26 protein-coding genes are annotated in these 26,787 nt (G+C 70.1%); 13 read left to right on the top strand and 13 right to left on the bottom strand.

Annotated elements, in window-relative coordinates; all coding sequences use genetic code 11:
* Positions 1–86 precede the first annotated feature (86 nt).
* Entirely contained in the window at positions 87–2,675 is a 2,589-nt protein-coding gene (locus ASC65_RS04830; protein WP_056450024.1) for a hypothetical protein, read from the bottom strand.
* A 118-nt stretch (positions 2,676–2,793) separates the two neighbouring features.
* A complete protein-coding gene (locus tag ASC65_RS04825; RefSeq protein WP_056450022.1) occupies positions 2,794–2,973 on the bottom strand; it encodes a hypothetical protein in 180 nt (59 codons plus the stop codon).
* A 188-nt stretch (positions 2,974–3,161) separates the two neighbouring features.
* Between ASC65_RS04825 and ASC65_RS04820 the strand changes: the two genes are divergently transcribed.
* Complete coding sequence (locus tag ASC65_RS04820) at positions 3,162–4,646, top strand: phospholipase D-like domain-containing protein (RefSeq protein ID WP_056450018.1); 1,485 nt, start codon at positions 3,162–3,164, stop codon at positions 4,644–4,646.
* Here the strand turns inward: ASC65_RS04820 and ASC65_RS04815 are convergent.
* From ASC65_RS04815 to folD, 5 genes are read right to left on the bottom strand one after another with little or no spacing between them, the layout of a single operon-like run.
* A complete protein-coding gene (locus tag ASC65_RS04815; RefSeq protein ID WP_235561399.1) occupies positions 4,636–5,406 on the bottom strand; it encodes an endonuclease/exonuclease/phosphatase family protein in 771 nt (256 codons plus the stop codon). The two genes, ASC65_RS04820 and ASC65_RS04815, sit on opposite strands and share 11 nt — an antisense overlap.
* Positions 5,407–5,437: 31 nt before the next feature.
* The gene (locus tag ASC65_RS04810; protein ID WP_235561398.1) at positions 5,438–6,124 is read right to left on the bottom strand and encodes a TPM domain-containing protein; all 687 of its coding nucleotides are present in this window, start codon (positions 6,122–6,124) and stop codon (positions 5,438–5,440) included.
* Complete coding sequence (locus ASC65_RS04805) at positions 6,124–6,912, bottom strand: TPM domain-containing protein (RefSeq protein WP_235561397.1); 789 nt, start codon at positions 6,910–6,912, stop codon at positions 6,124–6,126. Before ASC65_RS04805 ends, ASC65_RS04810 begins: the two co-directional genes overlap by 1 nt.
* Before the next feature lie 41 nt (positions 6,913–6,953).
* Positions 6,954–7,628, bottom strand: a complete 675-nt coding sequence (locus ASC65_RS04800) for a LemA family protein (RefSeq protein ID WP_056450014.1) — start codon at positions 7,626–7,628, stop codon at positions 6,954–6,956.
* Between the two features lie 56 nt (positions 7,629–7,684).
* On the bottom strand, positions 7,685–8,608 hold the full coding sequence (gene folD, locus ASC65_RS04795; RefSeq protein WP_056450012.1) for a bifunctional methylenetetrahydrofolate dehydrogenase/methenyltetrahydrofolate cyclohydrolase FolD: 924 nt from the start codon (positions 8,606–8,608) through the stop codon (positions 7,685–7,687).
* 94 nt (positions 8,609–8,702) lie between these two features.
* On the opposite strand from folD, the gene ASC65_RS04790 reads away from it, so the two are divergent.
* Positions 8,703–10,547, top strand: a complete 1,845-nt coding sequence (locus ASC65_RS04790) for a PPC domain-containing protein (protein WP_056450010.1) — start codon at positions 8,703–8,705, stop codon at positions 10,545–10,547.
* Between the two features lie 67 nt (positions 10,548–10,614).
* Entirely contained in the window at positions 10,615–11,637 is a 1,023-nt protein-coding gene (fni, locus tag ASC65_RS04785) for a type 2 isopentenyl-diphosphate Delta-isomerase (RefSeq protein WP_056450008.1), read from the top strand.
* 267 nt (positions 11,638–11,904) lie between these two features.
* Here fni and hutH read toward each other — a convergent pair whose 3' ends face one another.
* Positions 11,905–13,434, bottom strand: a complete 1,530-nt coding sequence (gene hutH / locus ASC65_RS04780; RefSeq protein WP_056450006.1) for a histidine ammonia-lyase — start codon at positions 13,432–13,434, stop codon at positions 11,905–11,907.
* Positions 13,435–13,602: 168 nt separating this feature from the next.
* The gene (gene hutU / locus ASC65_RS04775; protein ID WP_056450467.1) at positions 13,603–15,267 is read right to left on the bottom strand and encodes a urocanate hydratase; all 1,665 of its coding nucleotides are present in this window, start codon (positions 15,265–15,267) and stop codon (positions 13,603–13,605) included.
* A gap of 80 nt (positions 15,268–15,347) precedes the next feature.
* Here hutU and ASC65_RS04770 point away from each other — a divergent pair, with 80 nt between their 5' ends.
* The 3 genes from ASC65_RS04770 (at position 15,348) to hutI (ending at position 18,290) form a co-directional block, all read left to right on the top strand.
* Complete coding sequence (locus ASC65_RS04770) at positions 15,348–16,043, top strand: UTRA domain-containing protein (protein ID WP_056450004.1); 696 nt, start codon at positions 15,348–15,350, stop codon at positions 16,041–16,043.
* A gap of 2 nt (positions 16,044–16,045) precedes the next feature.
* Positions 16,046–16,933, top strand: coding sequence for an agmatinase family protein (locus ASC65_RS04765; protein ID WP_056450002.1), 888 nt, complete (start codon positions 16,046–16,048; stop codon positions 16,931–16,933).
* Between the two features lie 145 nt (positions 16,934–17,078).
* The gene (hutI, locus tag ASC65_RS04760) at positions 17,079–18,290 is read left to right on the top strand and encodes an imidazolonepropionase (protein ID WP_235561417.1); all 1,212 of its coding nucleotides are present in this window, start codon (positions 17,079–17,081) and stop codon (positions 18,288–18,290) included.
* Positions 18,291–18,297: 7 nt separating this feature from the next.
* Here hutI and ASC65_RS04755 read toward each other — a convergent pair whose 3' ends face one another.
* Positions 18,298–18,900: a nitroreductase family protein gene (locus tag ASC65_RS04755; protein ID WP_056449999.1), complete on the bottom strand. Its 603-nt coding sequence runs from the start codon at positions 18,898–18,900 to the stop codon at positions 18,298–18,300.
* Between the two features lie 45 nt (positions 18,901–18,945).
* Here ASC65_RS04755 and ASC65_RS04750 point away from each other — a divergent pair, with 45 nt between their 5' ends.
* The 3 genes from ASC65_RS04750 (at position 18,946) to ASC65_RS04740 (ending at position 20,712) form a co-directional block, all read left to right on the top strand.
* Positions 18,946–19,596 carry an NUDIX domain-containing protein gene (locus ASC65_RS04750; protein WP_235561396.1) on the top strand — a complete coding sequence of 217 codons (651 nt, stop codon included), beginning with the start codon at positions 18,946–18,948 and terminating at the stop codon, positions 19,594–19,596.
* Positions 19,597–19,617: 21 nt separating this feature from the next.
* Positions 19,618–20,439, top strand: coding sequence for a serine O-acetyltransferase (cysE, locus tag ASC65_RS04745; RefSeq protein ID WP_056449997.1), 822 nt, complete (start codon positions 19,618–19,620; stop codon positions 20,437–20,439).
* A gap of 63 nt (positions 20,440–20,502) precedes the next feature.
* Positions 20,503–20,712, top strand: a complete 210-nt coding sequence (locus ASC65_RS04740) for a DUF3126 family protein (protein WP_056449995.1) — start codon at positions 20,503–20,505, stop codon at positions 20,710–20,712.
* Positions 20,713–20,787: 75 nt separating this feature from the next.
* On the opposite strand, the gene ASC65_RS04735 is transcribed toward ASC65_RS04740, so the two are convergent.
* Positions 20,788–21,228, bottom strand: a complete 441-nt coding sequence (locus ASC65_RS04735) for a hypothetical protein (protein WP_056449993.1) — start codon at positions 21,226–21,228, stop codon at positions 20,788–20,790.
* Positions 21,229–21,466: 238 nt separating this feature from the next.
* Between ASC65_RS04735 and ASC65_RS04725 the strand changes: the two genes are divergently transcribed.
* From ASC65_RS04725 to ASC65_RS04710, 4 genes are all read left to right on the top strand, one after another.
* Positions 21,467–22,336, top strand: a complete 870-nt coding sequence (locus ASC65_RS04725; RefSeq protein WP_056449989.1) for a 50S ribosomal protein L11 methyltransferase — start codon at positions 21,467–21,469, stop codon at positions 22,334–22,336.
* Positions 22,337–22,388: 52 nt separating this feature from the next.
* Positions 22,389–22,856 carry a hypothetical protein gene (locus ASC65_RS04720; RefSeq protein WP_056449987.1) on the top strand — a complete coding sequence of 156 codons (468 nt, stop codon included), beginning with the start codon at positions 22,389–22,391 and terminating at the stop codon, positions 22,854–22,856.
* Positions 22,857–23,119: 263 nt separating this feature from the next.
* Positions 23,120–24,934 carry an aminopeptidase P family protein gene (locus tag ASC65_RS04715; protein WP_056450464.1) on the top strand — a complete coding sequence of 605 codons (1,815 nt, stop codon included), beginning with the start codon at positions 23,120–23,122 and terminating at the stop codon, positions 24,932–24,934.
* Between the two features lie 72 nt (positions 24,935–25,006).
* A complete protein-coding gene (locus ASC65_RS04710) occupies positions 25,007–25,996 on the top strand; it encodes an aldo/keto reductase (protein ID WP_056449985.1) in 990 nt (329 codons plus the stop codon).
* On the opposite strand, the gene ASC65_RS04705 is transcribed toward ASC65_RS04710, so the two are convergent.
* A complete protein-coding gene (locus ASC65_RS04705) occupies positions 25,993–26,355 on the bottom strand; it encodes an iron chaperone (RefSeq protein WP_056449984.1) in 363 nt (120 codons plus the stop codon). The genes ASC65_RS04710 and ASC65_RS04705 overlap by 4 nt on opposite strands.
* A gap of 8 nt (positions 26,356–26,363) precedes the next feature.
* A complete protein-coding gene (locus tag ASC65_RS04700; protein ID WP_056449982.1) occupies positions 26,364–26,786 on the bottom strand; it encodes a DUF2147 domain-containing protein in 423 nt (140 codons plus the stop codon).
* Position 26,787: the final 1 nt, after the last annotated feature.

Here is a 26,787-nt window from a genome sequence, read left to right as displayed (position 1 = left end):
CTGTTACTCGTGACGAATGCGTGACCGGCCCGGACGGTGTCGCCATAGGTCGAGGCCCGTCAAGGCGAAATCGCCCTTTTCCCGCCTCAGGCGAGATCGCCGATGGCCGCGTCGAGCAGCATATAGGCCCGGCCGCCGTCCGAGGTCAGCCGCCCCAGCACGGCCGGCGCGTCGCCCGCCGCCGCCCGCCCGTTCAGCTCGCGCGAGAAGGCGCGGACATAGGCCTCTGCGTCGGCCCGCAGGTCCGCATCGGTGAGAACCCGTCGCGACACGCTGCGCACGGCCGCCGGCGCGACCCGCCGCACGATCTGGCGGGCCCGGTCGGGATCACCCTCGGCGACGGCCTGCGCCGCCTCCTCGACCCGCGAGCGGGGCAGGAGGGCGTTGGGGTCGACCCCCATGCGGCGGATGGCGGCGGTGATGCGCTCGCCCAAGGCTTCGCCCTCGGCGACCGGCATGACCGGCGTGTCGAGATCCAGCGGGGCCTCGGCCGCGCCGTCGTCGACCAGGTCGTTCCAGTCCAGGCCCGGCTTGTCGGCGGGACGCGGATTGTTTGAGCCCGGCATGGGCTCCAGCTTCAGTCGCCCGCGCAGGCCGAACCCGCGCGGTTGGGGCTCTGGGGTCGGCGCCGGCTGGCTGCGAGCGCGCGGCGTTTCGGGCTCGGAGACTTGCAGCGGCGGGCTCTCGCGACGACGGGGCGACGGGGTGTCGCCCGAGACCACGCCCATCAGCCGGACAGCCTCGGTCAGCATGTCGTAGTTGCGGCGCACCCGCTCCTGGAAGCCGGCGTCCAGGACTTCGGTGTCGGCTGCGGCCTTCTGGGAAGCGGCCGAGAGGGCGGCGAGCCCTTCCTCGACCGAGCGGCGAACCGCGTCGACCCGTGCCTGCGCTTCTTCCGGGAGACGGGCCGCGCGTTCGTCCAGATCGGCGACGACTGAGTCAACGTCGTGCAGGACGGCGTTGATCCTCGACATCGTCGCTTCGAGCCGTTCAACCGCCCGTTCCCCGGCTTCGTCGACCAGATCACCGGTCTCGTTGACGATCTTGCGGGCGCTGCTGACGCGGGCGTCGGCAGCCTGATCGGCCTTCTGGGCCGCCTCGAACAGGGCCTCGCCGAGCCGGTCGGCGCGCACCTGGGCCTGGTCGGCGGCCTCGGCGGCGGCGATGCGGGACTCCTCGGCTGTGGCCTGCAGCGCCGTCAGGGCGCGGCGGGTTTCCTCAACCAGGGTGTCGCGGGCCTCGGCCGCGAGGCTCTCGAACTTGTCGAGCGCGACCTTGGTGGCCGAGTCGAAGCTGTCGGCCTCGCGCTGGGACATCTCGATAAGGGCGCGCAGCTGATCGCCCGCGGCCTCAACGACGTCCTTGATGCTTTCGGTCGTGCGCGACGAGGTATCGCCAAGTTCGCCAGCCGCGGCGCGCGTGGCCGAGAGCTGTTCCGTCAGTTGGGCGCGCTGGCTTTCGACCTGGGCCGAGAAGTCTTCCTGATCCGTGCGCAGGGCGTAGGCGGCCGTCACAAGGGCAGCGCGCTGCTGGCCGAGGCCTTCCTCGACCGACTGGATCTGTTCGGCCACGCCCGAGCCGGCGTTCTCCAGACGCAGGGTCTGGCGGGCCAGATCGTCAGCAGCGACGCGGGCGGCGTCCTGCGCCTCGCCCGCGGCGGCGGCGAGATCGGCGGCACGGGCGGCCAAGGCGGCTTCGGCCTCGCGCAACTGGGTCTGGGCCAGGTCGGAGGCGTCCACGACCATGCGTGACTGGCGCTCAACCGTGTCGACGACCTCAGTGGCCTGGGTTTCGAGCTGCTGATGCAGGGTCTGCATCTGGCTACGCTCTTGGCCAAGCTGGTCGGCCAGGCGCCGCGCGGTGCGACCCGCGGTCTCGGCCGCCTCGTTGAGACGGTTGGTTTCCTGCGCCAGAGCCTCGCGCAGCAGGGTCATGTCATTGCGGGCGCGTTCGGCGGCGAGGGACGCCTGGTCGATGTCGTTGCGCAGCGAGTGCAGCACCTCGCCGGTCTGCTGGGCGGCTAGGGCGGTCGGGGCGACCAGCGCCTCGGACAGCTCGCGCGCACGGCGGGTTTCCGCCGCCAGGCCGGCTCCCTGGCGCACGGCATGGGCCAGCATGATGGCGAGGCCGGCCGGAGCCAAGGCGATCAGGGCGTAGACGGCGAGCCGCAGGGGCTCCAACTCAACGGCGCCCGATCCGATCTCATACGCGAGCCAGGCGGCCACGCCGCCGATCCACAGCGCAGAGGCGACGCCGGCGAGAACATAGGCCTGGCCGCCAGGGGGCTTGGCCGGGCGGCGCTGGACGGGAGCCGGCGCGGAGGCGGCCGGCGTCGGCGGCGGGGCGTAGGCGACGGGCGGCGCCTCGGCTGACTGGGCCAACTCAGGCTTGGCGATCGGGTCGGCGACAGGGTCCGCGAGGGCGCGCTCGGGCTCGGCCGCGGCGCGGGCGCGCTCTTCGGCCTGGCGGCGCTCTTCGGCCAGTCGGCGACGGCGGCGCTCCGACATCGGACGTTCTGGCGCAGCGACGATCTCGGGCGGTGCCTGCTCGGGTTCAGGCTCGGGCTCTGACGCCAGTTCGGCCTTCGGTTCCGGAGCCGCGGCCTCAAACTCGGCGAGCTCGGTTTCCGGATCGGGCTCGGTCAGATTCAGCGGCGGCCGTTGGCGGGACTTCATGAGGCGGCGATCTCAACAGGATGCGACGTCACGCTGCCGACGGCGCGCGACCCGACAGGGACCCTAGCGGCTCAATCGGATGGGCGCAAAGGCGTGCGCGCGAAAGCCGTGCGGGGGCTCAGGCCTTGTCGGAGGCCGAGAACAGCGCTGCGGCGGGCTTGGCGTCGCACTCGTCGTGGACGCGATGAATCTCACGCTCAGGCTTTTCCGGGGCGTCGAGCTGCAGGCCGAACTGCGACAGCGCAGCGGCGGCCACGAGGGCGACGAAGCCGATGATCAACTCGACCAGCGCCTGCATCCGCCGATCTCCCCTGTCCACATGACAAGGTTCCTTATGCGCCTAAACTGGCGCGCCCACAATGAGGCGGAACATGAACAAAGCGTCACGCATCCCCGCAAAGGTGGAACGGAACGGCGCGGCGCGCGTCCTGTAAAGCTTGGCGGCGCACATGGCCCCGTCATACGAATCGGTCAGGCCTACCCTTGATGAACCCGGCGACGGACGAACACGATTATTCCGCCTGGTTCAAGCCTGGCGAGACCTGTTGGCGGGTTGAAACCGCCAACCGCTACGCCGTGCTCATGGAGAACGCGGCCTATTTCGAGGCCCTGCGCTCGGCCCTGCATAAGGCCCAGCGATCGATTGTCATGCTGGGATGGCAGTTCGACCCGCGGACGCGGCTCGATCCGGAGTCGCCGCTGACCAACCACCAGGCGGAGATCGGTCACCAGCTGCGGATGCTGGTGAAGTCCAAGCCCGAACTGGACGTCCGCCTGCTGATCTGGAAGTCGCCGCTGGTGATCGCCGCTTCGCAGGGCTTCTTCCCCCAGCGCGCCCACGCCTGGTTCCGCAAGCGGATGGTCGAGTTCCGCCTGGATTCGCCCGGGCCGATGGGCGCCTGTCATCACCAGAAGGTCGTCATCATCGACGATGCGGTGGCCTTCTGCGGGGGCGGGGACGTTTCGACCGACCGATGGGACTCCGCCGAGCACCTGGACGATGACCCGCGGCGCTGCCAGCCCTCGGGGCTGATCCCGTCGCCGCGCCACGAGGTCATGGCCGTCATGGACGGCCCGGCGGCGCGCGCCCTTGGCGACCTGGCCCGCGAGCGCTGGTATCGAGCGACTTCGGAGCGGACGCTCGCCGAGGAGTCGGTCGACGATCCATGGCCCGACGGCGTGGAGCCGGATCTGCGTGACACCCCGGTCGCCATCGCCCGCACCGAGCCCCAATGCTCCGGCCGTTCAGAGGTGCGCGAGAATGAAGCGCTGCACCTCGAGGCGATCCGGCGCGCCCGCAAGCTGATCTATCTCGAGAACCAGTATTTCACGTCGCCGCGCATCGCCGCGGCCTTGGCTGAGCGGCTGGTCGAGGACGACAGTCCGGAAATCATCCTGGTTTCGACGGGCGAAAGCCCGAGCTGGTTCGACAAGATGACCATGGATACGGCGCGGTCGGAGGTGTTGTTCCGGCTCGAGCAGGCCGACCGCCACAACCGCTTCTTCGCGTTCACGCCTCACACCAAGCGGGGCGAGCGGATTATCGTCCACGCCAAGGTGTCGATCTATGACGATGAGGTCCTGCGCATCGGCTCGACCAATCTGAACAATCGTTCGTTCGGCTTCGACACCGAGTGCGACGTGGCCGCCGCGCCCGGCACGGAGGAGGGGCGGGCCGCCATCCGGCGCTTCCGTCATCGCACCATCGGCCACTGGATCGGCGAGAGCGCCGAGGAGTTCGCGGCGGCAGAGGCCGTGATGGGATCGGTCGGCGAGGCGATCATCAAGTTCGACACCGGCCGAATGCGGCTGCTCGGCACGGCCCAGCCGTCGCGGATGGAGCGGCTGATCGCAGAGTTCCAGCTGGGGGATCCGGTGTCGACGCGCGACGCCTTTCGACCATGGAAGCGGCGCAGCCGGTCGCATCGCGACCTGCCGCCCCCCGCCGAGAGAAAAGCCCTCAGGTCCTGAGTTCGAAGTCCACGACCAGCGGGAGGTGATCCGACGCCATCCGGGCTAGCGGCGAGAAGGGGGCGGTGACGCGGGTCACCACCACTTCCGGGCTGGTGAAGCAATGGTCGATGCGGATCGCCGGGAAACTGGACGGGAAGGTCTTCACCGAAGGCTTCAGCTTCAGCGTGCGTTGGCAGTCGGCGAGCTTTGACGCCAGCGCCTGATAGGGGCGGGTGACCGAGGTGGCGTTGAAGTCGCCGGTCAGCAGGGTCGCGCCCTTGCAATCCGGATGCCCCAACCAACCATCGCCGATCAGGGCGGCGGCCTGCAGGCGCTGTTCGCGCGGCACCAGTCCCAGATGGGTGTTGATGACGTTCAGCGGCTGGCCGTCGAAGTCGATCTCGACCCACAGGGCGCCGCGCGGCTCCAGGCCGGGAACGCCGCGCACTGTGGGCAGCGGGCCCGATTTGATCAGCCGCTCCGGCCGCAAGGTCAGGATGGCGTCGCCATACTGCTCGCTCTCGACCTGCATGGCGGCGTGGAAGTGGAAGGTCATCGCCAGCCGCTCGGCGATCGTCTGGGCCTGGTGGACGTGCCCGGTGCGGGCCCGGCCGACATCGAGCTCCTGCAGGCAGACGACATCGGGCTCATGCTCGGCGATCACGGCCGCGATCCGGCCGACGTCGAGCTTGCGATCGACGCCGACGCAGCGGTGGACATTGTAGGTCAGCAGGCGGGGCATGACGTCCTGAACGCGGTCGGGCTCGGGCATTTCCATGAGGAATGCGACCCGGGTGGGGCGGTTGGGTTCAGATCAGCACCAGGCGGTCGGCGACTTCGTTGGGATTGGCCGTGCCTGGCGGGAAATGCTGGGCCAGAACCTCGCCGCACAGGCCGATGGCGGCCTCGAAACCTTCGGCGGGCTCGCCACGGCGCAATCCCTGGGCCAGGGCCTCGACGGTTTCGGCCCAGACGGTCTCGTCGACGCGGGAGTGGATGCCCTGATCGGCGATGACCTCGACCTGGTGGTCGCTAAAGGCCGCGAATATCAGGACGCCGGTGCGCGCCTCGGTGACGTGCAGGCCGTGGGCGAGGAACTGCTGCAGGGCCGCCTTGCGGACGCGCCCGCGGCGGATGGCGGCGGGGGTGAGCCAACGCCTGATCGGCGGGATCCGGGCGATCAGGTAGGCCAGGACGAAGACCGCGGCCTGGACGATGGCGTAGGCGGACAGCGCCTGGCCGACAGACACCTCCTGCGCCGCCAGGTGCGCGGCCTGCCAGTTGTCGGCCAGACCCGGGATCCAGCCGGGCTCGAAGCCGAGCGGGATCAGCGCCAACGGCAGGATCAGCGCTGCCGCCGCCGCCCAGCCGAGCGAGACGTCGCGGTAGGACGACACCTGTCGGGCCATGACGCAGAAGATTTCGCCAGAGGTGCGGGACTCCGCCGCTGCGATGGCGGCTGCGATCCGTTCCTGGGCGTGGGGGGTCAGCTTCATCACCATCCGCCTGAAGCGCCTCCGCCGCCGAACCCGCCGCCGCCGCCGCCGAAGCCTCCGCCGCCGCCGAAGCCTCCCCCGCCCCATGACGATCCGCCGCCCCGGTTGCGCAGCGCCTCCGACGCCGCCCAGATCAGGATCGGCGAAACGCCGCCGCGATGACGGCGTCCGCCCCGGGCGATGCCGCCGATCATGCCGATGAAGATCAGCAGGAAGACAACGCCGATGACGACCGCCGGTCCGAGCGGGATCTCGGCTCGCGGAGTCGCAGCGGCCGCGGCCCGGGCCTGCGCTTCAGCGGGGTCAAGGCGGAGTTGCCGCTCGATGGCGTCGACGCCTTGAACGATGCCCTCTTCGAACCGACCCTCGCGGAACGGCGGCAGAATGTCATCGTGGATGATCAGGGCGGACATGGCGTCCGTCATGATCCCTTCGAGGCCGTAGCCGACCTCGATCCGCACCTTCCGCTCCTCGGGTGCGATGATCAGCAGAAGGCCGTTGTCCTTGTCGGTCTGGCCGATCGCCCAATGCCGTCCAAGGCGATAGCCGTACTCCTCGATCTCCTGGCCCTGCAGGCTGGTCAGCGTCACGACCACGACCTGGTCGGTCGTGTCCTGTTCGAGCGTCTCAAGGCGGCGGGTGAGGGCGGCCTCGGTCTCAGGCGACAGCAGATTGGCCTGGTCGACGACCCGGCCAGTCAGGGCCGGGAAGGCGAGATTGTCGGAGGTCGGCTGGGCCGAGGCCGTCGACAGCATCGCCAGCCAGCTGATCGCCAGCAAGACGAACAACAGCGCCGGGGCTCGGAGCCTCAAGATGGCCGGCAAGGAGGTCACTGGGCCGGCGGAGCCGCGCCTGGGGTCGTCTGGGGCGCTGCGCCGCCGGGACGGGCGGCGGGGTTCACAGCGTCGAAGTTGACGGTCGGAGCGGTCTGCGCAGCCTCGGACGCCGAGAACAGCTGCATCGGTTGCGAGCCGCCGTGGAGCGTCTTCGCCCAGATCACCGTCGGGAACGTCCGCAGGCTGGTGTTGTAGTCGCGAACGGCGTCGTTGTAGTCGCGGCGCGCCACGGCGATGCGGTTTTCAGTGCCTTCGAGCTGCGACTGCAGGGCGATGAAGTTCTGGTTCGACTGGATCTGCGGGTACTGCTCGACGACCAGCATCAGGCGGGACAGGGACTGGGTGAGTCCGTCCTGAGCCGCCTGGAAGCGCTGGAAGGCGGCCGGGTCGTTCAGCGTCTCGGGCGTCACGGTCGCGCCAGTGGCGCGGGCGCGGGCGTTGATGACCTCGGTCAGGGTGGTGCGCTCGGCGATGGCCGCGCCCTGCACGGTGGCGACGAGGTTCGGCACCAGGTCAGAGCGGCGCTGATACTGCGACTGGACGTCAGCCCAGCGGGCCTTGGCGGCCTCTTCCTTGGTCGGGATGGCGTTAATGCCGCAGCCCGTGACGGCGGGGGCGAGGACCACGACGGCGGCGACGGCCGCCATACGAGTGTTGAAGGGCGTCATCGTCGTCTCCGGTCTGAGTCTCAGGCTGGGGACTATCGAGGGTTAACGACCGGCGTTCAAGCGCCCAGCTCTTCGGGCGTGACGCCGGCGGCGCGGCAGGCGGCGGTGTAGGTGTTGGCCAGCAGGCAAGCGATGGTCATCGGGCCCACGCCCCCGGGCACGGGCGTAATCCGGCCGGCCACTTCGATCGCCTCGTCGAAGGCCACGTCGCCGACCACGCGGGTCTTGCCTTCTAGCGCCTTCACCGTGTCGCGGGAGGGGACGCGGTTGATGCCCACGTCGATGACGGTCGCGCCAGGCTTGATCCAGTCGCCGCGCACCATCTCGGGGCGACCGACGGCGGCGACGAGGATGTCGGCGGTGCGGCAAAGGTCGGGCAGGTCGCGGGTCCGCGAATGGGCCACGGTGACGGTGCAGCTCTCGCCGAGCAGCAGCTGGGCCATCGGCTTGCCGACGATGTTCGAGCGGCCGACGATGACGGCGTTGAGGCCGGACAGGTCGCCCAGTGCGTCCTTCAGCAGCATCAGACAGCCGAGCGGGGTGCAGGGGACGAGGCCGGGCAGGCCGACGGCGAGGCGGCCGACGTTGACCACGTGGAAGCCGTCGACGTCCTTGTCGGGGTCGATGGCGCCCAGCACCGCCGCCGAATCGATGTGCGCCGGCAGGGGCAGCTGGACGAGGATGCCGTGGATGCCGGCGTCGGCGTTCAAGGCGGCGATCAGGGCCAGCAGGTCTTCCTGGTTCGTGCTGTCGGCCAGGCGGTGGGTGTCGGAGCGCATTCCGGCGCGCTGCGTGGTCTCGCCCTTGTTGCGGACGTAGATCTGGCTGGCGGGGTCCTCCCCGACGATGACCACGGCCAGACCGGGCTTCACGCCATGGGCGGTTTCGAGGCGGGCGGAGGCGGCGGCGACCCGGTCCACGAGGGCGGCGGCGTAGGCCTTGCCGTCGATGAGGGTGGCGCGGGCGGTTTCGGCCGTCATTTTCGGCTCCGGTCGTCAGGAATCGTGCGGTGAGCGCGATTTACAGACGGCGCGGTTCGGCGTCTATGATCCTTGCCTTATTCAGGGGGACCGCATGCGTCGTCATATCATCCTCGCCGCAGCCAGCAGCCTTGCCCTGGCGAGCGTCGCCGGTTTCGCCTCGGCGCAGTCGGTGGAGCCGCTGTCGGCGGGCAGCACGGTCAGCGGTTCGTTGGCCGAGGGCGACCAGACCGCGCCGGACGACGCCTACCTCTATGACGAGTTCACGGTTGAGGCGCGGGCGGGCCAGCGCTTCGAGGCGGTGATGCGCTCCGGCGACTTCGACACCTACCTCGAGGTTTACCTCCAGGGCGTGACGGACGAGCCTCTGGCGGTGGACGATGACGGGTTCGGCGAAGGCACCGATTCGCGTCTGCGCTTCGCCGCCCCGACGGCCGGGACCTATCTGGTGCGCGCGCGGACCCTGTCGGGGACCGAAGGCGGCGCCTACACGCTCAGTCTCGCGGAGCGGGCCGCGGCGCCGCGGGCTCCGCGGCCCGGCGGCATTCGGCTCGGCCAGACCGTGCGCGGCGACCTGACGACGCGCGACCCGGAGAGCGACGCCGGCTACCCCTATGACGCCTTCGCCTTCCGCGGCCGAGGCGGCGAGCGCTTCGCCCTGTCGCTGGACAGCGAGGCCTTTGATCCTGTCATCAAAGTCGGCCGCATGACGTCCGACGGCGGCTTCGAAGAACTGGCCGAGAACGACGACGGTCCGGACGCCGGGCTGAACTCGCGGCTGATCTTCACGGCCCCCGACGACGGCGACTACCTCGTGCGGGTGACGTCGCTGAACGTCAGCGGGACCGGCGGCTATTCTCTGCACATGGAGCAGGGGCCGCCGCCGATCGCGGCGCAGGGCATCGCCATCGGGGACACCGTTCAGGGCCAGCTGACGGCCAGCGACGGCAAGAGCACCGGCGACGCCCGCGCGGACGCCTATCGTTTCCAGGGCCGCGAAGGGCAGCGCGTCCGCATCGACCTGACCTCGAGCGACTTCGACACCTATCTCGAGCTGTTCGACGGCAACCGGGTGAGCTTGTCCGAAGATGACGACGGCGGGCCGGAGGGGACGAACTCGCGCGTGACCTTCACCTTGCCGCGCAACGGCGACTACATCATCGAGGCCAGGGCCTTCTCGGAGGCCACCGGCGACTACGAACTGGCCATTACGGAGGTTCCGCCGGACCGGGCGCCGGAGGCCCTGGAATTCGGGGCTACGATTCAGGGCGAGGTGACCGAAGAGGACTCTCGCGACGACGACGACCGCGGCTTCGACGCCTTCACCTTTACGGGCCGCGAGGGTCAGCGCATCCAGGCCATCATGCGCTCGGGCGACTTCGACACCTACGTCCAGGTCGGCAAGGCCGCCGGCGACTTCGAGGCTCTGGCTTCGGACGACGACGGCCTGCGCGAGGGCACGGATTCGCGCCTGACCTTCACCGTGCCGGAGGACGGCCAGTACGTGCTGCGCGTCTCCCCGCTGGGCTCCGACGAGAAGGGGTTGTACTCGCTCGAGCTGGTCGATCGTGGCCCGCAGCCGCAGGCCGGCAGCGTCCTGGTCGGTTCGACGGCGCGGGGAACCCTGACGGAGAACGACGCGACCTCCGAGGACAACAGCCACTACGACGCCTATCGGATCACCGTCCGGGAGGATGAGAAGCTGCTCGTGACCATGGTCTCCAACGAGGTCGACAGCATCATCATGATCGGCCGCGAGAAGCCCGACGGGGCGTTCGAAGTGCTGGCGTCGGACGACGACGGACTGTCGGACACCCATGCCAAGCTGGAGTGGACCGCACCGGACGACGGGACCTACGAAATCCGAGCCGGCGCCTACCAGCAGGGGCAGACGGGCTCCTACGCCCTGTCGGTCGAGAAGAAGCCCGAGAGCCACTAGGCCTTTCGGAGCGTATCAACGGCGCACGGACCCCGCTAAGGTTGTGGGGAGCCTGGAGTGCGCCCGCGTGAACGACATCACCTCCCGCAAGGACCAGCACCTGGACGTGATCCTGGCGGGCAAGGCGCGGCACGGGCTCCAGACCGGGTTCGACGCGGTGCGCTTCGTGCACGAGGCCTTGCCGGACCTTGATCACGGCAAGATCGACCTGGGCGCCGACTTCATGGGGCGTCGGCTGAAGGCCCCGCTTCTGATCAGCTCGATGACCGGCGGACCGGCGCGGGCCGAGGCGATAAACGCCCGGCTGGCCGAGGCGGCGCAGCAGTTGGGCATCGCCTTGGCGGTCGGCTCCCAGAGGGCGGCGCTGGAGAATGATGGAGCCAGCGCGGGCCTGGACATGGCCCTGCGGCTCAGGGCGCCCGACACCCCCATCCTGGCCAACATCGGCGCGGCGCAGCTGACCCGCGGCTTCGGGGCGGACGAGGCGCGGCGCATCCTGGAGATGATCGCGGCCGACGCCCTGATCGTGCACCTCAACCCGCTGCAGGAGGCCTGCCAGCCCGAGGGCGACCGCGACTGGTGGGGCGTCGGCGCGGCGCTGGAGTCTCTGGTCAAGTCGTTGGACGCGCCGGTGGTCGTCAAGGAGACCGGCGCGGGCATCTCGGCGGCGACGGCGCGGCGGCTGGTCGACATGGGCGTGGCGGGGATCGACGTATCGGGCGCCGGCGGCTCCAACTGGGCCACGGTCGAGGGCGAGCGGGCGACCGATCCGCGCGACAAGGCCCATGCCGAGGCCTTCGCCGCCTGGGGCATTCCGACGGCGCGGGCCATCGCCGAGGCGAGGGCGGCGTGTCCGCGCACCCTGATCATCGGCTCGGGCGGGATCCGCGACGGGCTCGACGCAGCCAAGGCCATCCGGCTGGGCGCTGACATGGTCGGTCAGGCGGCCGGCGTGCTGGCGGCCGCGACGGTCTCGACCGAGGCGGTGGTGGAGCATTTCCAGACCGTGATCCGCCAACTGCGCACGGTCTGCTTCTGCACCGGCTCGCCGAACCTGAATGCTCTAAGGCGGGCGCCGCTGCAGGTGTGAGAGTGTCGCGATGGTAGCGCCATCGTGAGAAATTAGACGGCTGCCAAGGCGATACTCTCGATCACCGTTCGATTGTCAAAGACCCGGCCGGCAAGGGAGCATGCGGCTGCGTCAGAAGCGGACGTGGCAAGGGCGGCGGAACGGCGAGCCGGCCCTCGGAAGCGCTTGAAGCGTAGCGCTCGGGTGTCCCCGATCGCCGCGTCGCGGCGTCGGGGATGACAAGGCCGGGCGAGAAGGCGGCGCCCTGCGCGGGATGGGTGTGTCGCCTCAGGCCGAGGGCAGCAGGTCCTGGGCGAACTGACGGTAGCAGCCCGCGCGCACGCCGGCGGTGGCGCGCTCGATGTCCGGAGCGAAGTAGTGGTCGGACGCATAGGGCGCGGCGGCCTCGCGGACGATAGCGTAGACCTGCTCCAGCGGCTCAGAGGTGGTCATCGGGCGATGGAACTCGATGCCCTGGGCGGCGGCCAGCAACTCGATGCCGACGACGGTGGCGGTGTTCTCGGCCATGTCGAGCAGGCGGCGGGCGCCGTGGGTCGCCATGGAGACGTGGTCTTCCTGGTTGGCGCTGGTCGGGACGGTGTCGATGACGCAGGGATGGGCGACCATGCGGTTCTCGGCGATCAGGGCTGCGGCGGTGACCTGGGCGATCATGAAGCCGGAGTTCAGGCCGCTCTCCTTGACCAGGAAGGCGGGCAGTTCGCTCATCTTGGGGTCGACCAGGATAGCGGTGCGGCGCTCGGAGATGTTGCCGATCTCGCAAAGGGCCATCGCGATCTGATCTGCAGCGTAAGCAACGGGTTCGGCGTGGAAGTTGCCGCCGGAGATGACGTCGCCGTCCTCGATGAAGACCAGCGGATTGTCGGTCACGGCGTTGGCTTCGCGCTCCAACATGGCGGCCGCGTTGCGCAGGACGTCGAGGGTCGCGCCCATGACCTGGGGCTGGCAGCGCAGGGAGTAGGGGTCCTGCACCTTGGCGCAGTCGTGGCGGTGGCTGTCGCGGATGGCCGAGCCGGCCATCAGGCCGCGCAGGCGGTCGGCGACGTCGATTTGGCCGGGCTGGCCGCGCAGGGCGTGGATGCGGTGGTCGAACGGGGCGTCCGAGCCCTTGAGGGCGTCGACCGACAAGGCCCCGGCGGCGATCGCAGCGGCGAAACAGGCCTCGGCGGCGAACAGGCCGGCCAGGGCCAGGGCGGTCGAGCACTGGGTGCCGTTGAGCAGGGCCAGGCCTTCCTTGGGACCCAGGGTGATCGGCTTGAGGCCGGCCGTCGCCAGCGCGGCCTCGGCGGGCAGGACCTCGCCGTTCACGCGCGCCTCGCCGACGCCGATCAGGACGCAGGACATGTGGGCCAGCGGGGCCAGATCGCCCGAGGCGCCGACCGAGCCCTTGGACGGGATGCCGGGCAGGACGCCGGCGTTGACCATGGCCACCAGGGTCTCAAGCGTCTCGCGGCGGACGCCCGAGGCGCCCCGCGACAGGCTGGCGATCTTCAGCACCATCAGCAGGCGGACGACCTCGTCCGACAGCAGGGGGCCGACTCCGCAGGCGTGGCTGAGCACAAGGTTCTTTTGAAGCGTTTCAAGATCTTCCGGCGCGATGCTGGTGTTGGCCAGCAGGCCGAAGCCGGTGTTGATGCCGTAGACGGTGCGGCCCTCGGCGAGGATGGCGGCGACGACGGCGGCGCTCTTTTCGACGTCGGCCCAGGCGGCGTCGGTCAGGGAGACGGTCACCGGTCCGTCGAGGACGGCGCGCAGTTGGGCGAGGGCGAGGGGGGCGGAGCCGATAAGGATTTGGGTCATCGTGAGTTTGTCTTTTGCTTTCGTCATTCCGGGGCGCTCGTCAGAGCGACCCCGGAACCCAGCGGCGCCCGGAGGGCGAAACGGCGGAAATGCTCTCGACCAGCAGTGTTTCGCCGCTGTCGCGGCGCCGCTGGGTCCCGGCCTTCGCCGGGATGACGAAAGCAGAGGTCATTTGAGCGACGGCAGGTTCAGGCCGTGCTCGCGGGCGGCCTCTCGGGCGATCTCATACCCCGCGTCGGCGTGGCGCATGACGCCGGTGGCGGGGTCGTTCCACAGGACGCGCTTGAGGCGCTCGGCGGCTTCCGGGGCGCCGTCGGCGACGATGACCACGCCCGAGTGCTGGCTGTAGCCCATGCCGACGCCGCCGCCGTGGTGCAGGGACACCCAGCTGGCGCCCGAGGCGGTGTTGAGCAGGGCGTTGAGCAGGGGCCAGTCGGAGACGGCGTCGGAGCCGTCCATCATGGCCTCGGTCTCGCGGTTGGGGCTGGCGACCGAGCCGGAGTCGAGGTGGTCGCGGCCGATGACGATCGGGCCCGACAGCTCGCCAGAGGCGACCATGTCGTTGAACATCAGGCCGGCGCGGTGGCGGTCGCCCAGGCCGATCCAGCAGATGCGGGCGGGCAGGCCCTGGAAGGCGATGCGCTCGCCGGCCATGTCCAGCCAGCGGTGCAGGCCGGCGTTGTCGGGGAAGAGCTTTTTCATCGCCGCGTCGGTCTTGCGGATGTCCTCCGGATCGCCGGTCAGCGAGGCCCAGCGGAACGGGCCGATTCCGCGGCAGAACAGCGGGCGGATGTAGGCCGGGACGAAGCCGGGGAAGTCGAAGGCGTTTTCGACGCCCTGGTCGAAGGCGACCTGACGGATGTTGTTGCCGTAGTCGGTGACCGGGACGCCCATCTTCTGGAAGTCGAGCATGGCCTGGACGTGGACGGCGCACGACCGGCGGGCGGCGGCCTCGACGGCGTCGGGGTCGGAGACGCGCTTGTCCTCCCATTCGGCGACGGTCCAGCCCTGGGGCAGGTAGCCGTTGACGAGGTCGTGGGCGCTGGTCTGGTCGGTGACCAGATCGGGCCGCACGCCGCGCTTGACCAGTTCAGGCAGAACATCTGCTGCATTGCCCAAGAGGCCGACTGAAATCGGCTTTTCGTCCGCGTTGGCCTTCTCGATCAGGGCCAGAGCCTCGTCGAGTGTCTCGGCCATGACGTCGAGGTAGCGGGTCTTCAGGCGCATCTCGATGCGGCTGCGCTGGCACTCCACGGCGAGGCAGGAGGCGCCCGCCATGGTCGCCGCCAGGGTCTGGGCGCCGCCCATGCCGCCGAGGCCGGCGGTCAGGATCCATTTGCCGGACCAATCGCCGCCGTAGTGCTGGCGGCCGGCCTCCATGAAGGTCTCATAGGTGCCCTGAACGATGCCCTGGGTGCCGATGTAGATCCACGAGCCGGCCGTCATCTGGCCGTACATGGCCAGGCCCTTGCGATCGAGCTCGTTGAAATGCTCCCAGGTCGCCCATTTGGGCACCAGGTTGGAGTTGGCGATCAGCACCCGCGGGGCGTCGGCGTGGGTGCGGAAGACGCCGACCGGCTTGCCCGACTGGACCAGCAGGGTCTCGTCGGCCTCGAGGGTGCGCAGGGAGTCGACGATGCGGTCGAAGCTGGCCCAGTCGCGGGCCGCTTTGCCGATGCCGCCGTAGACAACGAGGTCCTGCGGACGCTCGGCGACCTCCGGGTCGAGGTTGTTCATCAGCATGCGCAGGGCGGCCTCGGCGGCCCAGGTCTTGGCGGTCATCTCGGTCCCGCGCGGGGAACGGACGATACGGGCGTTGGGGGTGCTGCTCATGGAATCCTCCGGCGCGGGCGGCTCGATGGCGGGCATCATTATGTCTAGACATATGCCGGTGCAAGCCGGATAGTTCGGCCATGGACATGGTCATCCACCGTCGGATCGAGAGCGACATCGAGCGCCGCATCCTCTCCGGGGAGTGGCGGCCGGGGCATCGCTTGCCGACCGAGAGCGAGCTGATGGCGGAGTACGGCTGCGCCCGGATGACGGCCTCCAAGGCCATGTCGGGCCTGGCGGCGCGCGGTCTGGTGACGCGCCGGCGGCGGGCCGGAACCATCGTGGCGCACCCGCCGGTGCACTCGGCGGCCCTGGCCATTCCGGACATCCAGAGCGAGGTCGAGGGGCGGGGCCTGGCCTATGCGCACCGGCTGCTGACCCGCCGGATCCGCGACGCCGAAGCCGAGGAGGCCTGGCTCGGCGTGCAGCTGATCCAGCTGGAGACGGTGCACCTGGCCGACGGGGCGCCCTTCGCCCACGAACGGCGGCTGATTTCGCTGGCGGCGGCGCCCGAGGCGGAGTCTGCGGACTTTGCGGCCAAGCCGGCGGGCAGCTGGCTGCTGGCCCACACGCCCTGGACCGAGGCCGAGCACCGCATCTCGGCGGTCGGCGCCGATACGGTCATGGCCCGCCATCTGCTGTTGCCGCCGGGCTCGGCATGCCTGAGGCTGGAGCGCCGGACCTGGCGCGACGGCCAGGGCGTGACCTGGGCCTTCCAGACCTTCCCCGGCGACGCCTACGATCTGGTCGCCCGATTCCAGCCGACGAAAGCCTGAGCATGAGCCAGTCCGAAGCCCTGTCTTGGCGCTCGATCGCCGACCTGGTGGGCAGCCACGCCGATGCGCCGGTCGCCATCGTCGGCGCGGGCGTCAACGAGCGTTCGCTGACGCCGGGCCGTTGCGACCTGGGGCCCAAGTCTTTCCGGGGCGTGCTGCCGCGCTTCTCGACCTATGATGTCGAGACCGGCGCCGAGCTGTCGACGCGGGTGCATGACGCGGGCGATGTGGCGGTGAAGGCCCTGTCGCCCGCCGACGCCTTCGAGCCCGTGCGCGATGCGGTGCAGGCTCAAGCGGCGCGCGCGCTGACGGTGCTGATCGGCGGCAACAACGCCATAACCCGGCCGGGCGTACACGGGATGGGGCTGGAGAAGGCGGGGCTGCTGACGCTGGATGCGCATTTCGACCTGCGCGACACCGACCAGGGCCTGACCAATGGCAATCCGGTCCAGGCCCTGCTGGACGACGGCATGAACGGGACGCGCATCAGTCAGGTCGGGCTGGCGCCATTCGCCAACACCAAGCGGGCGCATGACAAGGCGAAGGCCGCGGGGATCTCGGTGCGGACGGCGCGGGAATGCCGCGAGCAGGGGCTGGCCGCCGTAGTGGCGCAGGAGCTGGCGCGGCTGTCGGCGCTGGTGGAGGTGATCTACGTCGACTTCGACATCGACGTCATCGACCGCAGCCAGTGGCCGGCCTCGCCGGGCGCGCGCCCGGGCGGGGTCTCGGCGCAGGACTTCTTCGACGCCACGCGGGTCATCGGCGCCCATCCGAAGGTGAAGGCGGTGGACCTGACCGAATACGACCCGTCGCTGGAGATCGGCGACCTCGGCTCGCTGACGGCGGGGCGGTGGTTCTGCGAACTGCTGGCGGGGTTTGAGACGCGATGAGCACCTTTCATCCGCTCATCCCGGCGAATGCCGGGATCCAGATGCGATGGCTGGAAGATGGCTCCGTGAGAACCGGTCGTGACGCTAGCGTCCCGCGCTATTGGATCTGGATCCCGGCATTCGCCGGGATGCACGGTGGAATATGTTGAAGGCCGACATCCTGCTCACTGACTGCCGCCTGGCCACCATGGTCGCGGGCGGCGAGGCCTATGGCGCGATCGAGGACGGAGCGCTTCTGATCGCCGACGGCCAGATCCTCTGGGCGGGACCGCGCAGCGAGCTTCCTGCGCATGAGGCGGCGGAGACCGAGCAGCTCGGCGGCCGCTGGGTCACGCCGGGGCTCATCGACTGCCACACCCATCTGGTGTTCGGCGGAGACCGGTCGGGCGAGTTCGAGCAGCGGCTGAACGGCGCGACCTATGAGGAGATCGCGCGGGCCGGGGGCGGCATCGTCTCGACCATGGCGGCGACGCGGGCGGCGTCGGAGGATGAGCTCTACGCCAGCGCCGTGGCGCGGCTGGAGGGGTTGAAGGCGACCGGCGTCACGACCGTCGAGATCAAGTCGGGCTACGGGCTCGATCACGACAGCGAACTGAAGATGCTGCGCGTGGCGCGGCGGATCGGGCGCGAGGCGGGAGTGCGGGTGCGGACCAGCTATCTGGGCCTGCACGCGGTGCCGCCGGAGCACCGGCCGCAGCGGGCCGCCTATGTGGACAAGGCTGTGGATGACTTCCTGCCCGCGGCGGCGGCCGAGGGGCTGGTCGATGCGGTCGACGCCTATTGCGAGCCGATCGCCTTCTCGGGCGAGGAGGTGTCGCGGCTGTTCGAGAAGGCGCGGGCCCTGGGCCTGCCGGTGAAGCTGCACGCCGACCAGCTGTCGGACGGCGGCGGGGCTGCGCTGGCGGCGAAATACGGGGCGCTTTCGGCGGACCACGTGGAGCACACGTCCGAGGGGGGCGTGCAGGCGATGGCGGCGGCGGGCGTGGTCGCGGTGCTGCTGCCGGGGGCCTTCCTGATGCTGCGCGAAACGACGCCGCCGCCTGTGGATATGTTCCGTCGTCACGCTGTGGATATGGCGGTGGCCACGGACTGCAATCCGGGCACCTCGCCGGTGGCCTCGATGACGGCGGCGATCAACCTGGCCTGCGTGCAGTTCCGCCTGACGCCCGAGGAGGCGCTGGCCGGCGCGACGCGGCATGCGGCCAAGGCGCTGGGGCTGTCGGACGAGATCGGCACGATCGAGGCCGGCAAGGCCGCCGACTTGGCCGTCTGGGACGTCACGCGGCCGGCGGAGCTGGCCTACTGGCTGGGCAAGCCGCTGCTGGCGAGGCGGATGCTGGGCGGCGCGTGGTCCTGAGCTTGCTCTAGTCCCGCCACTCCGTCAGGGCGGCGACGTCCGGACGCGGCCGCTCCAGCGGGGCCTCGGCCAGGGCGCCCAGGTGGATGAAGCCGGCGACGCGCTCGTCCTCACTGACGCCATAGAGGGCCTTGGCCTTGGCGTCATAGCTGTACCAGTCGGTGATCCAGCTGGCGGAATAGCCGAGCGCGTCGGCGGCGTGCTCGATGTTCATGCAGACGGCGCCGGCGGAGAGACGCTGCTCCCATTTGGGCACCTTCTGGCTGGGGACCGGGGCCGAGACCACCAGGATGGTGACCGGGGCGGCTGTCAGCTTGGCCAGCACCTTGGCGGCCTTGCCGGGATCGGGCTGGTGGCGGGCCAGGGTCTCCAGCTGGCGGGCCAGGTCGGCCCGCGACTGCGGACCCAGGACGACGAACCGCCAGGGGAAGAGCTTGCCGTGGTCGGGCGTCCGGGCGCCGAGCGACAGGATACGCTCGACTTCCTCGCGGGACGGGCCGGGGCCGGTGAGGGCCTGGGCCGGGGCGGAGCGGCGCTTGGCCAGGCGCTCCTGCAGTTCGGCGGACGGGACGGGGAGGGGGAGCGAGGCTCCGAGATCGCTGTCGGTCATGCCGTCTAGCTAGGCGCGGCGGGCCCGGGGCGCCATACCCGGACAATGACCGACTCCCGCAAGATGTTCGACGCCGACCGCCCGCTGGCCCCCTGGGACGACGGAAGCGACCGCCCGCCGCCGTGGACGGACGCGGGTCATACGGTCTTCTTCGAGAGCCCGTGGATGCGGCTGACCCGTCACGACGCGACCGCGCCGACGGGGCACAAGGCCGACTACATGGTGATGCGGCCGCAGAACATGTCGGTGGGCGTGCTGCCGCTGCATGCGGACGGCACGGTGACCCTGGTCGGGCAGCAGCGCTTCGCCCTAATGAACTGGTCGTGGGAGATGCCCGAGGGCGGGGCGCCGTTCGGGGAGGATCCGCTCGAGGGGGCCAAGCGCGAACTGGCCGAGGAGGCGGGGCTCCAGGCGGCGGTCTGGCGCGAGGCCTACAAGGCCGAGATGACCAACTCCATCACCGACGAGCGGGCGATGGCCTGGCTGGCCTGGGACTTCACCGAGGTTCCGATCGCGCCGGACGAGACCGAGATCATCCGCGTGACGCGCGTGCCCTTCGGCCAGTTGCTGGAGGCGATCAGGACCGGCGCGATCCGGGACATGTTCACGCTGGCGACGGCGCTGAGGGCCTACCATATGGCCCGTGAGGGCGAACTGCCGGCGGAACTGGCCGAGGCCATGCTGGCCAGCGTATGATCGTCGTCTAAGGAGCGCCTGATGCCGCAACTCGAAGTCGTCGCCGCCCAGCCCGATGTCTGGACCCAGCTGCGCGCCGCGGCCGACGAGGCGGCCCGCAGCGAGCCCCATCTCGGCTCGCTGATGAACGCCACCATCCTGTCGCACACCGACCTGGCCGGCGCCCTGAGCTTCCAGATCGCCCGCAAGCTGGGCGACGCCGAGCTGGGCGCCATGAGCGTGCGCGAGGTTTGCGCCAGCGCCTTCGAGGCGGATCCGGGCATCGTCCGCGCCGCCGAGGCCGACCTGCAGGCGGTGGCCGAGCGCGATCCGGCCATCAAGTCGGTGCTGCAGCCCTTCCTCTACTTCAAGGGCTTCCAGGCCCTGCAGGCCTACCGCGTGGCCCACTGGCTGTGGACCCACGGCCGCGAGACCCTGGCGCTGCATTTCCAGAGCCGCATGTCCGAGCTGTTCCAGGTCGACATCCATCCGGCGGCGCGAATGGGCTCGGGGCTGTTCCTCGATCACGGCACCGGCATCGTCATCGGCGAGACGGCGGTGGTCGGCGACGAGGTCTCGATGCTGCACGGCGTGACCCTGGGCGGCACGGGCGCCGAGCGCGGCGACCGCCATCCCAAGATCGGCAAGGGCGTTCTGCTGGGCGCGGGCGCCAAGGTGCTCGGGAACATCCTGGTCGGCGACTACGCCAAGGTGGCCTCGGGCTCGGTGGTGCTGAAAGCGGTTCCGGCGGGCTGCACCGTCGCCGGCGTGCCGGCGCGCCTGGTCAATTGTCCGACCGATGCGACGCCGGCGCGGACGATGGACCATACGCTGGCCGACATCGTCTACGACTTCGTCATCTGAGCCTTCCCCTCGCGCGCCCCTTTCTCTAGGGTCCGCCCCCAATTCAGAGACCGAGGCATTCCAATGAACACCGCCGACATGAAGCGCGTCGAGACGCACCTGAAGCGCACCTTCAACACCGGCGGGATCATCCTGAAGCCGCGCGGCAAGCCCAGCGACTCGGCCGAGGTCTATGTCGGCGACGAGTTCATCGGCGTCGTTTTCGAGGATGAGGACGAGGCCGGCAGCTTCATGTTCGAAATGGCCATCCTGGCGGAAGACCTGCCGGAATAAGCCACCGTACAGCGCGTAAGAAAAAGGCCCCGGGGAGCGATCCCCGGGGCCTTTCTCATTCGCGTCGATGGGCGATCAGCGCTTGCCGAAGATCGTGTCCAGCAGGCCGCTCAGGAAGCCCTTCTTCTCGACCGGCTTCGGCGCGGCCGCCGGAGCGACAGCGGGCTTCGGCGCAGCGGCGGCCGGAGCGGGCGTCGGCGCCGGAGTCGGAGCCGGCTTCGGCGCGACCGGCGCGGCGGCGGCCGGAGCAGCGGGCTTCGGAGTGGCGGCGGGCTTCGGCGCAGCAGCGGGCTTCGGCGCAGCGGCCTTGGCGGGGGCTTTCGCGGCCGGAGCCTTCTTCGGCGCGGCGGCCTTCGGAGCGGCGGCCTTCACGGCGGGCTTGGCGACGGCCTTCGGAGCAGCCTTGACGGCGGGCTTCGCAGCGGCGGCCTTCGGGGCGGCAGCCTTCTTCGGAGCGGCGGCCTTAGGAGCGGCGGCCTTGGCCGGGGCCACAGTCTTGACGGCGGCGGGCTTCACCGCGGCCTTCGGGGCGGCGGCTTTAGCGGCGGGTTTCGCAGCCGCTTTCGGCGCGGCGCTCGACTTTGCCGCCGGTTTGGGCTTGGAAGCGGCGGTCGCCGCCTTCGGTTTCGCGGTACTCGACTTGGACGGTGCTTTAGCCATGGATTCCCCGACCCCTCGGTTCAGTTGGTTGATGCTGGCGATAGAGAGCACGCCAGCGCATGTCTCGACTCGCGATCTTAGCGAGGTTTGAGAAATGTCCGAGTCTGCAGTTCAAATTATCGCGCGGGGCCCCCGGGCCGTAGCCGAGGCCGCCGCGACCGCCCTCGATTCGGACCCGCTGCTGGAAGGCGCGACCTATTCGATCCTCGAGGAAGACGAGGACAAGGGCATCTGGCGCATCGACGCCTTCCCGAATGACGAGGACGACGTCCGCGGCATCGAGGAGCACCTGAAGGCCTTCTCAGAACTGAAGGTCGTCGTCGAGAAGCTGGCCGACGCCGATTGGCTGGCCATGTCGCTGTCGGGCCTGCCGCCGGTGCGCGCCGGGCGCTTCTTCGTTTACGGCGCTCACGACCAGGGCCGGGTGCCGCGCAATACGGTGAACCTGAAGATCGACGCGGGCGCCGCTTTCGGCACGGGCCACCACGGGACAACGGTCGGCTGCCTGCAGGCCTATGACGACCTGCTGAAGCGCGAACGGTTCGAGCGGGTGCTCGACGTCGGCTGCGGCACGGGCATTCTCGCGATCGCGGCCGCCAAGACCGGCTCGAAGGTCGCGGTCGGCACCGACATCGACGCCCCCTCGGTGCGCATTGCCAACGAGAACGCCAAGCTGAACCAGGCCGACGCCCGCTTCGTCCACGCCTATGGGCTGAACGACCGCAAGGTGCGGGCGCACGGGCCGTATGACCTGGTCTTCGCCAACATCCTGGCGCCGCCGCTGGTCAGCCTGGCGCAAGAGATCAAGGAGGCGTTGGCCATCGGCGGGGTCGCCATCCTGTCGGGCCTGCTGCGCACCCAGGAGCGGCGCGTGACCGCCGCCTATCTATCGCGCGGCTTCGTGCTGGAGAGCCGCATCCGCAACGACGCCTGGAGCGCCCTGGTGCTGCGGCGGGTCGGGTAGGGAACGCCGCTGGGTCCCGACTCGTTGGGCAATCCCCAAGGAGGACTGCCGCGTGACCCAGTACGATCCGAACACCGACCCGACGCGTCCCCGGCCCGTCGACCCGGTCTACACCGAGACGACCGAGACGGTGGTGGTTCGTGAGTCCAACACCGGCTGGTGGATCGCCGGCATCCTCGGCGCCCTGGTGGTGATCGGGGTGCTGTGGATTCTGTTCGCGCGCGGTCAAGCGCCCCAGACCGACGAGGCGCTGCTGGACGCCCAGCTCGACGCCGCTGAGGCTCAGGCCCAGGCCGACGCCGCCCTGGTGCAGGGTCAGGTGGCCGGCGCCCAGGCCAGCGTCGAGATCGCCCGCGCTGACGCCGCGCGCTCGCAGGCCGACGCCGCCCGTGCGGAGAGCGAAGCGAGGGCCGCCGAAGCCCGCGCCGTGTCGCCCAGCCCGATCGTGATCGAGCGCGAGGTCCAGCCGCCGCCGCAGCCCGCGCCGGGCGAGGTGGTGTCGCCGGATCCGGCGAACTAAGCCGTCGAGCTTGTCATCCCGGACACCGCGCTGTGGTGATCCGGGACGCGGGTCCGCTTGAAGACGGTCTCCCGGACGATGCGCAAGCAGCGATCCGGGAGACAGGCTGCCGCCGCCCGTCTCCCGGATAATCGCGGGGCGATTTCCGGGAGGGCAGTCTCTCTGCGATTCCCGTCCCCGATCTCCCCGGCTTCGCCGGCTCGTCGGGGATGACAAGCGCCAGGGCTTCTAGCGGGGGAGCGAGAGGTGCTATGCCCCCGGGCATGCGCCAGACCTATGACGAAACCACCGATCCGTCCTTCGGGGCCAAGCACCTGCCGCGCGTCCGCGCCAAGATGGCCGAGCAGGGCCTCGACGGCCTGCTGGTCCCGCATGAGGATGAGCACCAGAACGAATACCTGCCGGCCGCCAACGACCGCCTGGCCTGGGTAAGCGGCTTCACCGGCTCGGCGGGCGCCGGGGTGGTGATGAAGGACAAGGCCGCTGTGTTCGCTGATGGCCGCTACACCGTGCAGGTGCGAGCCCAGGTCGACGCCGGCCAGTTCGAGATCCTCGACCTCGTCGAGGGCGGCGTAGCTGCCTATCTGGAGCGTGCGCCCAAGGGGGCGGTGATCGGCTATGACCCGCGGCTGCACAGCCCGGACGCCCTGGCGACCCTGCGCCGCGCCGCCGACAAGGCGGGCGCCGAGCTGAAGCCGGTGGCGAGCAATCCGGTCGACCTGGCCTGGGCCGAGGAACGACCGGCCCAGCCGGCCGCGCCGGTCGTGCCGCACGAAGACCGCTATACGGGCGAGACCAGCGCCGCCAAGCGCGCCCGCATCGGCGAGGCGATCGCCGGGCTCGGCGCCGACGCCGCCGTGCTGACCGCTCCGGCCTCGATCGCCTGGATCTTCAACATCCGCGGCGGCGACGTGATCCGCACCCCGCTGCCGCTGGCCCAGGCGGTGGTGAAGGCCGACGGCTCGGCGCGGCTGTTCATGGACCCGCGCAAGGTCACCAACGAGCTGCCCGCCTGGCTCGGCGACGCCGTGACCCTGGAGGCGCCCGAGGCGCTGGAGGGCGCGCTGGACGCGCTGGCCGGCCGGAAGGTGCTGGTCGATCCGGGTCAGTCGTCGGCCTGGTATTTCGACCGGCTGGAGACTGCGGGCGCCGAAGTGGTGCGGGCCATGGATCCGTGCACCCTGCCGCGGGCGGCCAAGAATCCGGTCGAGATCGAGGGCACGCGTCAGGCGCACATCCGCGACGGCGCCGCGCTGAGCCGCTTCCTGCACTGGGTCGACACCGTCGCCCAGGAGGCGCTGCCGACCGAGCGGGAGGTGGCCGAGGCGCTGGAGGGCTTCCGCGAAGAGACCGGCGCGCTGAAGGACCTCAGCTTCGACACCATCGCCGGGGCGGGGCCGAACGGCGCCCTGCCGCACTACAAGCCGGTGACCCGCACCATCCGCCGCATCGAGAAGGGCAGCCTGCTGCTCGTCGACGGCGGCGGCCAGTATCTGGACGGCACGACGGACGTGACGCGGACCATGGCCGTGGGCGAGCCCTCGGCCGACCAGCGCCGCATGTTCACCCTCGTTCTTAAGGGCCACATCGCCATGGCGACCGTGCGCTTCCCGGCGGGCACGACCGGCCACCAGCTGGACGCCCTCGCGCGTCTGCCGATGTGGATGCAGGGCTTCGACTACGACCACGGCACCGGCCACGGCGTCGGCAGCTATCTCGGCGTCCACGAGGGGCCGCAGCGCATCGCCAAGGCGGTGAACACCCAGCCGCTGCTGACCGGCATGATCCTGTCCAACGAGCCCGGCTACTACCGCGAGGGCCACTGGGGCATCCGCATCGAGACGCTGCAGGTGGTCACGGCGCCGACCCCGATCCCGGGCGGCGAGCGACCGATGCACGGCTTCGAGCAGCTGACCTTCGCGCCGCTGGATCAGAAGCTGATCGACGTTCCGCTGCTGACCGCCGACGAGCGGGCCTATGTCGACGCCTATCACGCCGAGACCTGGGCCAAGGTCGGCCCGCTGCTGGACGGCAAGGCCAAGGCGTGGCTGGAGCAGGCCTGCGCGCCCTTGAAATAAGGCCGAACGGCGCCCAACTCCCGAGAGCCGGCGGACGCCCCGCTGGCTTCCTCACATTCGGGAGACGCGCAGATGAAGACGCGCAAGCTGGGTCGTTCGGGCCCCGAGGTTTCGGCCATCGGCCTGGGATGCATGGGCATGGCCGCCTTCTATGGGCAGGCGTCGGACGAGGCGCAGGCGACGGCGGTGATCCATCGCGCGCTCGACCTCGGCCTCAACTTCTTCGACACGGCCGAGATGTACGGGCCGCACACCAATGAGATCCAGGTCGGCCAGGCCCTGAAGGACCGGCGCGACAAGGCCTTCATCGCCACCAAATTCGGCATCGGCTACAACGCCGACCGCACCGCCCTGTCTGTCGATGGCTCGCCGGCGAACGTGCGCCGCGCCATCGAGGGCAGCCTGAAGCGGCTCGGGGTCGATCACGTCGACCTCTACTACCTGCATCGCGTCGACCCGAACACGCCGATCGAGGAGACGGTGGGGGCGATGGCCGAGCTGGTGACCGAGGGCAAGGTCCGCTTCCTCGGCCTGTCCGAGGCCAGGCCCGAGACCCTGCGCAAGGGCCATGCGACCCATCCGATCACGGCCCTGCAGACCGAATACTCCCTTTGGAGCCGCGAGCCCGAGGACGAGCTGCTGGCGACCTGCGAGGAGCTGGGCATCGGCTTCGTGCCCTACAGCCCGCTGGGCCGCGGCTTCCTGTCGGGGGAGATCACGTCGATCGAGGATCTGGCCGCCGATGACTTCCGCCGCTCGAACCCGCGCTTCATGGGCGAGAATTTCCAGAAGAACCTGGACCTGGTCGCCGCGGTCACGGAGATCGCCAAGGACAAGGGCGTCACCGCCGCCCAGTTGGCGCTGGCCTGGGTGCTGGCGCAAGGCGAGCACCTCGTGCCGATTCCGGGGACGCGGCGGATCCGGACGCTGGAGGACAATATCGCCGCGGCCGAGCTGTCGCTGACGCCGGAAGACCTGGCGCGGATCGAGGCGGTCTTCCCCAAGGGCGCGGCCTCAGGGCATCGCTACGCCGAGGCGGCGCGGTCGGCGCTGAACCGCTAGGCCGTCCTGGCCTCATTCTCCCGCGCCCTGACCTTCGCCATGTCGGAGATCAGGGCGTAGGGGACGGGCCGGTCCTTGGGGAACTGCACCGCCGACTTGGACACCTTCCAGGGCGCGAGCTCGGCCTTGAAGCCCTCGAAGAAGGGCGGCGGGCAGGACAGCGTGTAATGGTTCGTGTGCGCCGACAGATAGAAGATCCAGCCGTGATGGCGGTAGGCCGGGATCTGATAGCTGATCACGGGCTCGGCCTCGGGAACGACATCGAGAATGGCGGCCTGCATGGCCAGCAGAACCTCGCGTTCTTCGGGCGAGCGTGAGGCGAAATAGTCTTCGACGGTGCGAAAGTCGGATTTCGCCATCGTCGCGCCTACTGGATCCGCGTCCAGGTCTGGGTGCGGCACAGCGGGGCGACGACGCAGCCGCGCAGGCGCAGCGTGTCTTCGCCCTGCATGGTGATCGAACCGCTATAGGTGCGGCCGTCGGCGGGATTGTAGACGCTGCCGCCGGTCCATTCGGTCGGCCCGCCGGTGAAGCCCCGCAGCATCGGCAGGTTGCGCAGCGGACGGCTGCGCAGCGCGCGATCCGAATTGTGCTCGTCCGTCAGGCTCGGATTGGCGCGGATGCTGGCCGAGGTCACCAGCACCCCGCACAGGGCCTGGCCGCAGCGGCTGATGCGCACCTGGCCGCCATTGGTCGGGGTCTGCCACAGGCCGGTCGGATCGCCGGCGAAGGCGGGGGCGGCGAGGGCGGCGACCGCCGAGACGACGGCGGCGAACAGGGCGGGACGCATG

The sequence above is a fragment of the Brevundimonas sp. Root1279 genome, assembly GCF_001425945.1.
Lineage (GTDB): Bacteria > Pseudomonadota > Alphaproteobacteria > Caulobacterales > Caulobacteraceae > Brevundimonas.
Note: the sequence above shows the minus strand (reverse complement) of the source record. Positions and strands in the feature narration are given on the sequence as shown.

Excerpts from the sequence above, each read along its gene's own strand:
- ASC65_RS04830 (WP_056450024.1), bottom strand. The coding sequence starts at position 2,675 with ATGAAGTCCCGCCAACGGCCGCCGCTGAATCTGACCGAGCCCGATCCG.
- ASC65_RS04825 (WP_056450022.1), bottom strand. The coding sequence starts at position 2,973 with ATGCAGGCGCTGGTCGAGTTGATCATCGGCTTCGTCGCCCTCGTGGCC.
- ASC65_RS04820 (WP_056450018.1), top strand. The coding sequence starts at position 3,162 with ATGAACCCGGCGACGGACGAACACGATTATTCCGCCTGGTTCAAGCCT.
- ASC65_RS04815 (WP_235561399.1), bottom strand. The coding sequence starts at position 5,406 with ATGGAAATGCCCGAGCCCGACCGCGTTCAGGACGTCATGCCCCGCCTG.
- ASC65_RS04810 (WP_235561398.1), bottom strand. The coding sequence starts at position 6,124 with ATGAAGCTGACCCCCCACGCCCAGGAACGGATCGCAGCCGCCATCGCA.
- ASC65_RS04800 (WP_056450014.1), bottom strand. The coding sequence starts at position 7,628 with ATGACGCCCTTCAACACTCGTATGGCGGCCGTCGCCGCCGTCGTGGTC.
- folD (WP_056450012.1), bottom strand. The coding sequence starts at position 8,608 with ATGACGGCCGAAACCGCCCGCGCCACCCTCATCGACGGCAAGGCCTAC.
- ASC65_RS04790 (WP_056450010.1), top strand. The coding sequence starts at position 8,703 with ATGCGTCGTCATATCATCCTCGCCGCAGCCAGCAGCCTTGCCCTGGCG.
- hutH (WP_056450006.1), bottom strand. The coding sequence starts at position 13,434 with ATGACCCAAATCCTTATCGGCTCCGCCCCCCTCGCCCTCGCCCAACTG.
- hutU (WP_056450467.1), bottom strand. The coding sequence starts at position 15,267 with ATGAGCAGCACCCCCAACGCCCGTATCGTCCGTTCCCCGCGCGGGACC.
- ASC65_RS04770 (WP_056450004.1), top strand. The coding sequence starts at position 15,348 with ATGGACATGGTCATCCACCGTCGGATCGAGAGCGACATCGAGCGCCGC.
- ASC65_RS04765 (WP_056450002.1), top strand. The coding sequence starts at position 16,046 with ATGAGCCAGTCCGAAGCCCTGTCTTGGCGCTCGATCGCCGACCTGGTG.
- ASC65_RS04755 (WP_056449999.1), bottom strand. The coding sequence starts at position 18,900 with ATGACCGACAGCGATCTCGGAGCCTCGCTCCCCCTCCCCGTCCCGTCC.
- ASC65_RS04750 (WP_235561396.1), top strand. The coding sequence starts at position 18,946 with ATGACCGACTCCCGCAAGATGTTCGACGCCGACCGCCCGCTGGCCCCC.
- cysE (WP_056449997.1), top strand. The coding sequence starts at position 19,618 with ATGCCGCAACTCGAAGTCGTCGCCGCCCAGCCCGATGTCTGGACCCAG.
- ASC65_RS04740 (WP_056449995.1), top strand. The coding sequence starts at position 20,503 with ATGAACACCGCCGACATGAAGCGCGTCGAGACGCACCTGAAGCGCACC.
- ASC65_RS04725 (WP_056449989.1), top strand. The coding sequence starts at position 21,467 with ATGTCCGAGTCTGCAGTTCAAATTATCGCGCGGGGCCCCCGGGCCGTA.
- ASC65_RS04715 (WP_056450464.1), top strand. The coding sequence starts at position 23,120 with ATGCGCCAGACCTATGACGAAACCACCGATCCGTCCTTCGGGGCCAAG.
- ASC65_RS04710 (WP_056449985.1), top strand. The coding sequence starts at position 25,007 with ATGAAGACGCGCAAGCTGGGTCGTTCGGGCCCCGAGGTTTCGGCCATC.
- ASC65_RS04705 (WP_056449984.1), bottom strand. The coding sequence starts at position 26,355 with ATGGCGAAATCCGACTTTCGCACCGTCGAAGACTATTTCGCCTCACGC.
- ASC65_RS04700 (WP_056449982.1), bottom strand. The coding sequence starts at position 26,786 with ATGCGTCCCGCCCTGTTCGCCGCCGTCGTCTCGGCGGTCGCCGCCCTC.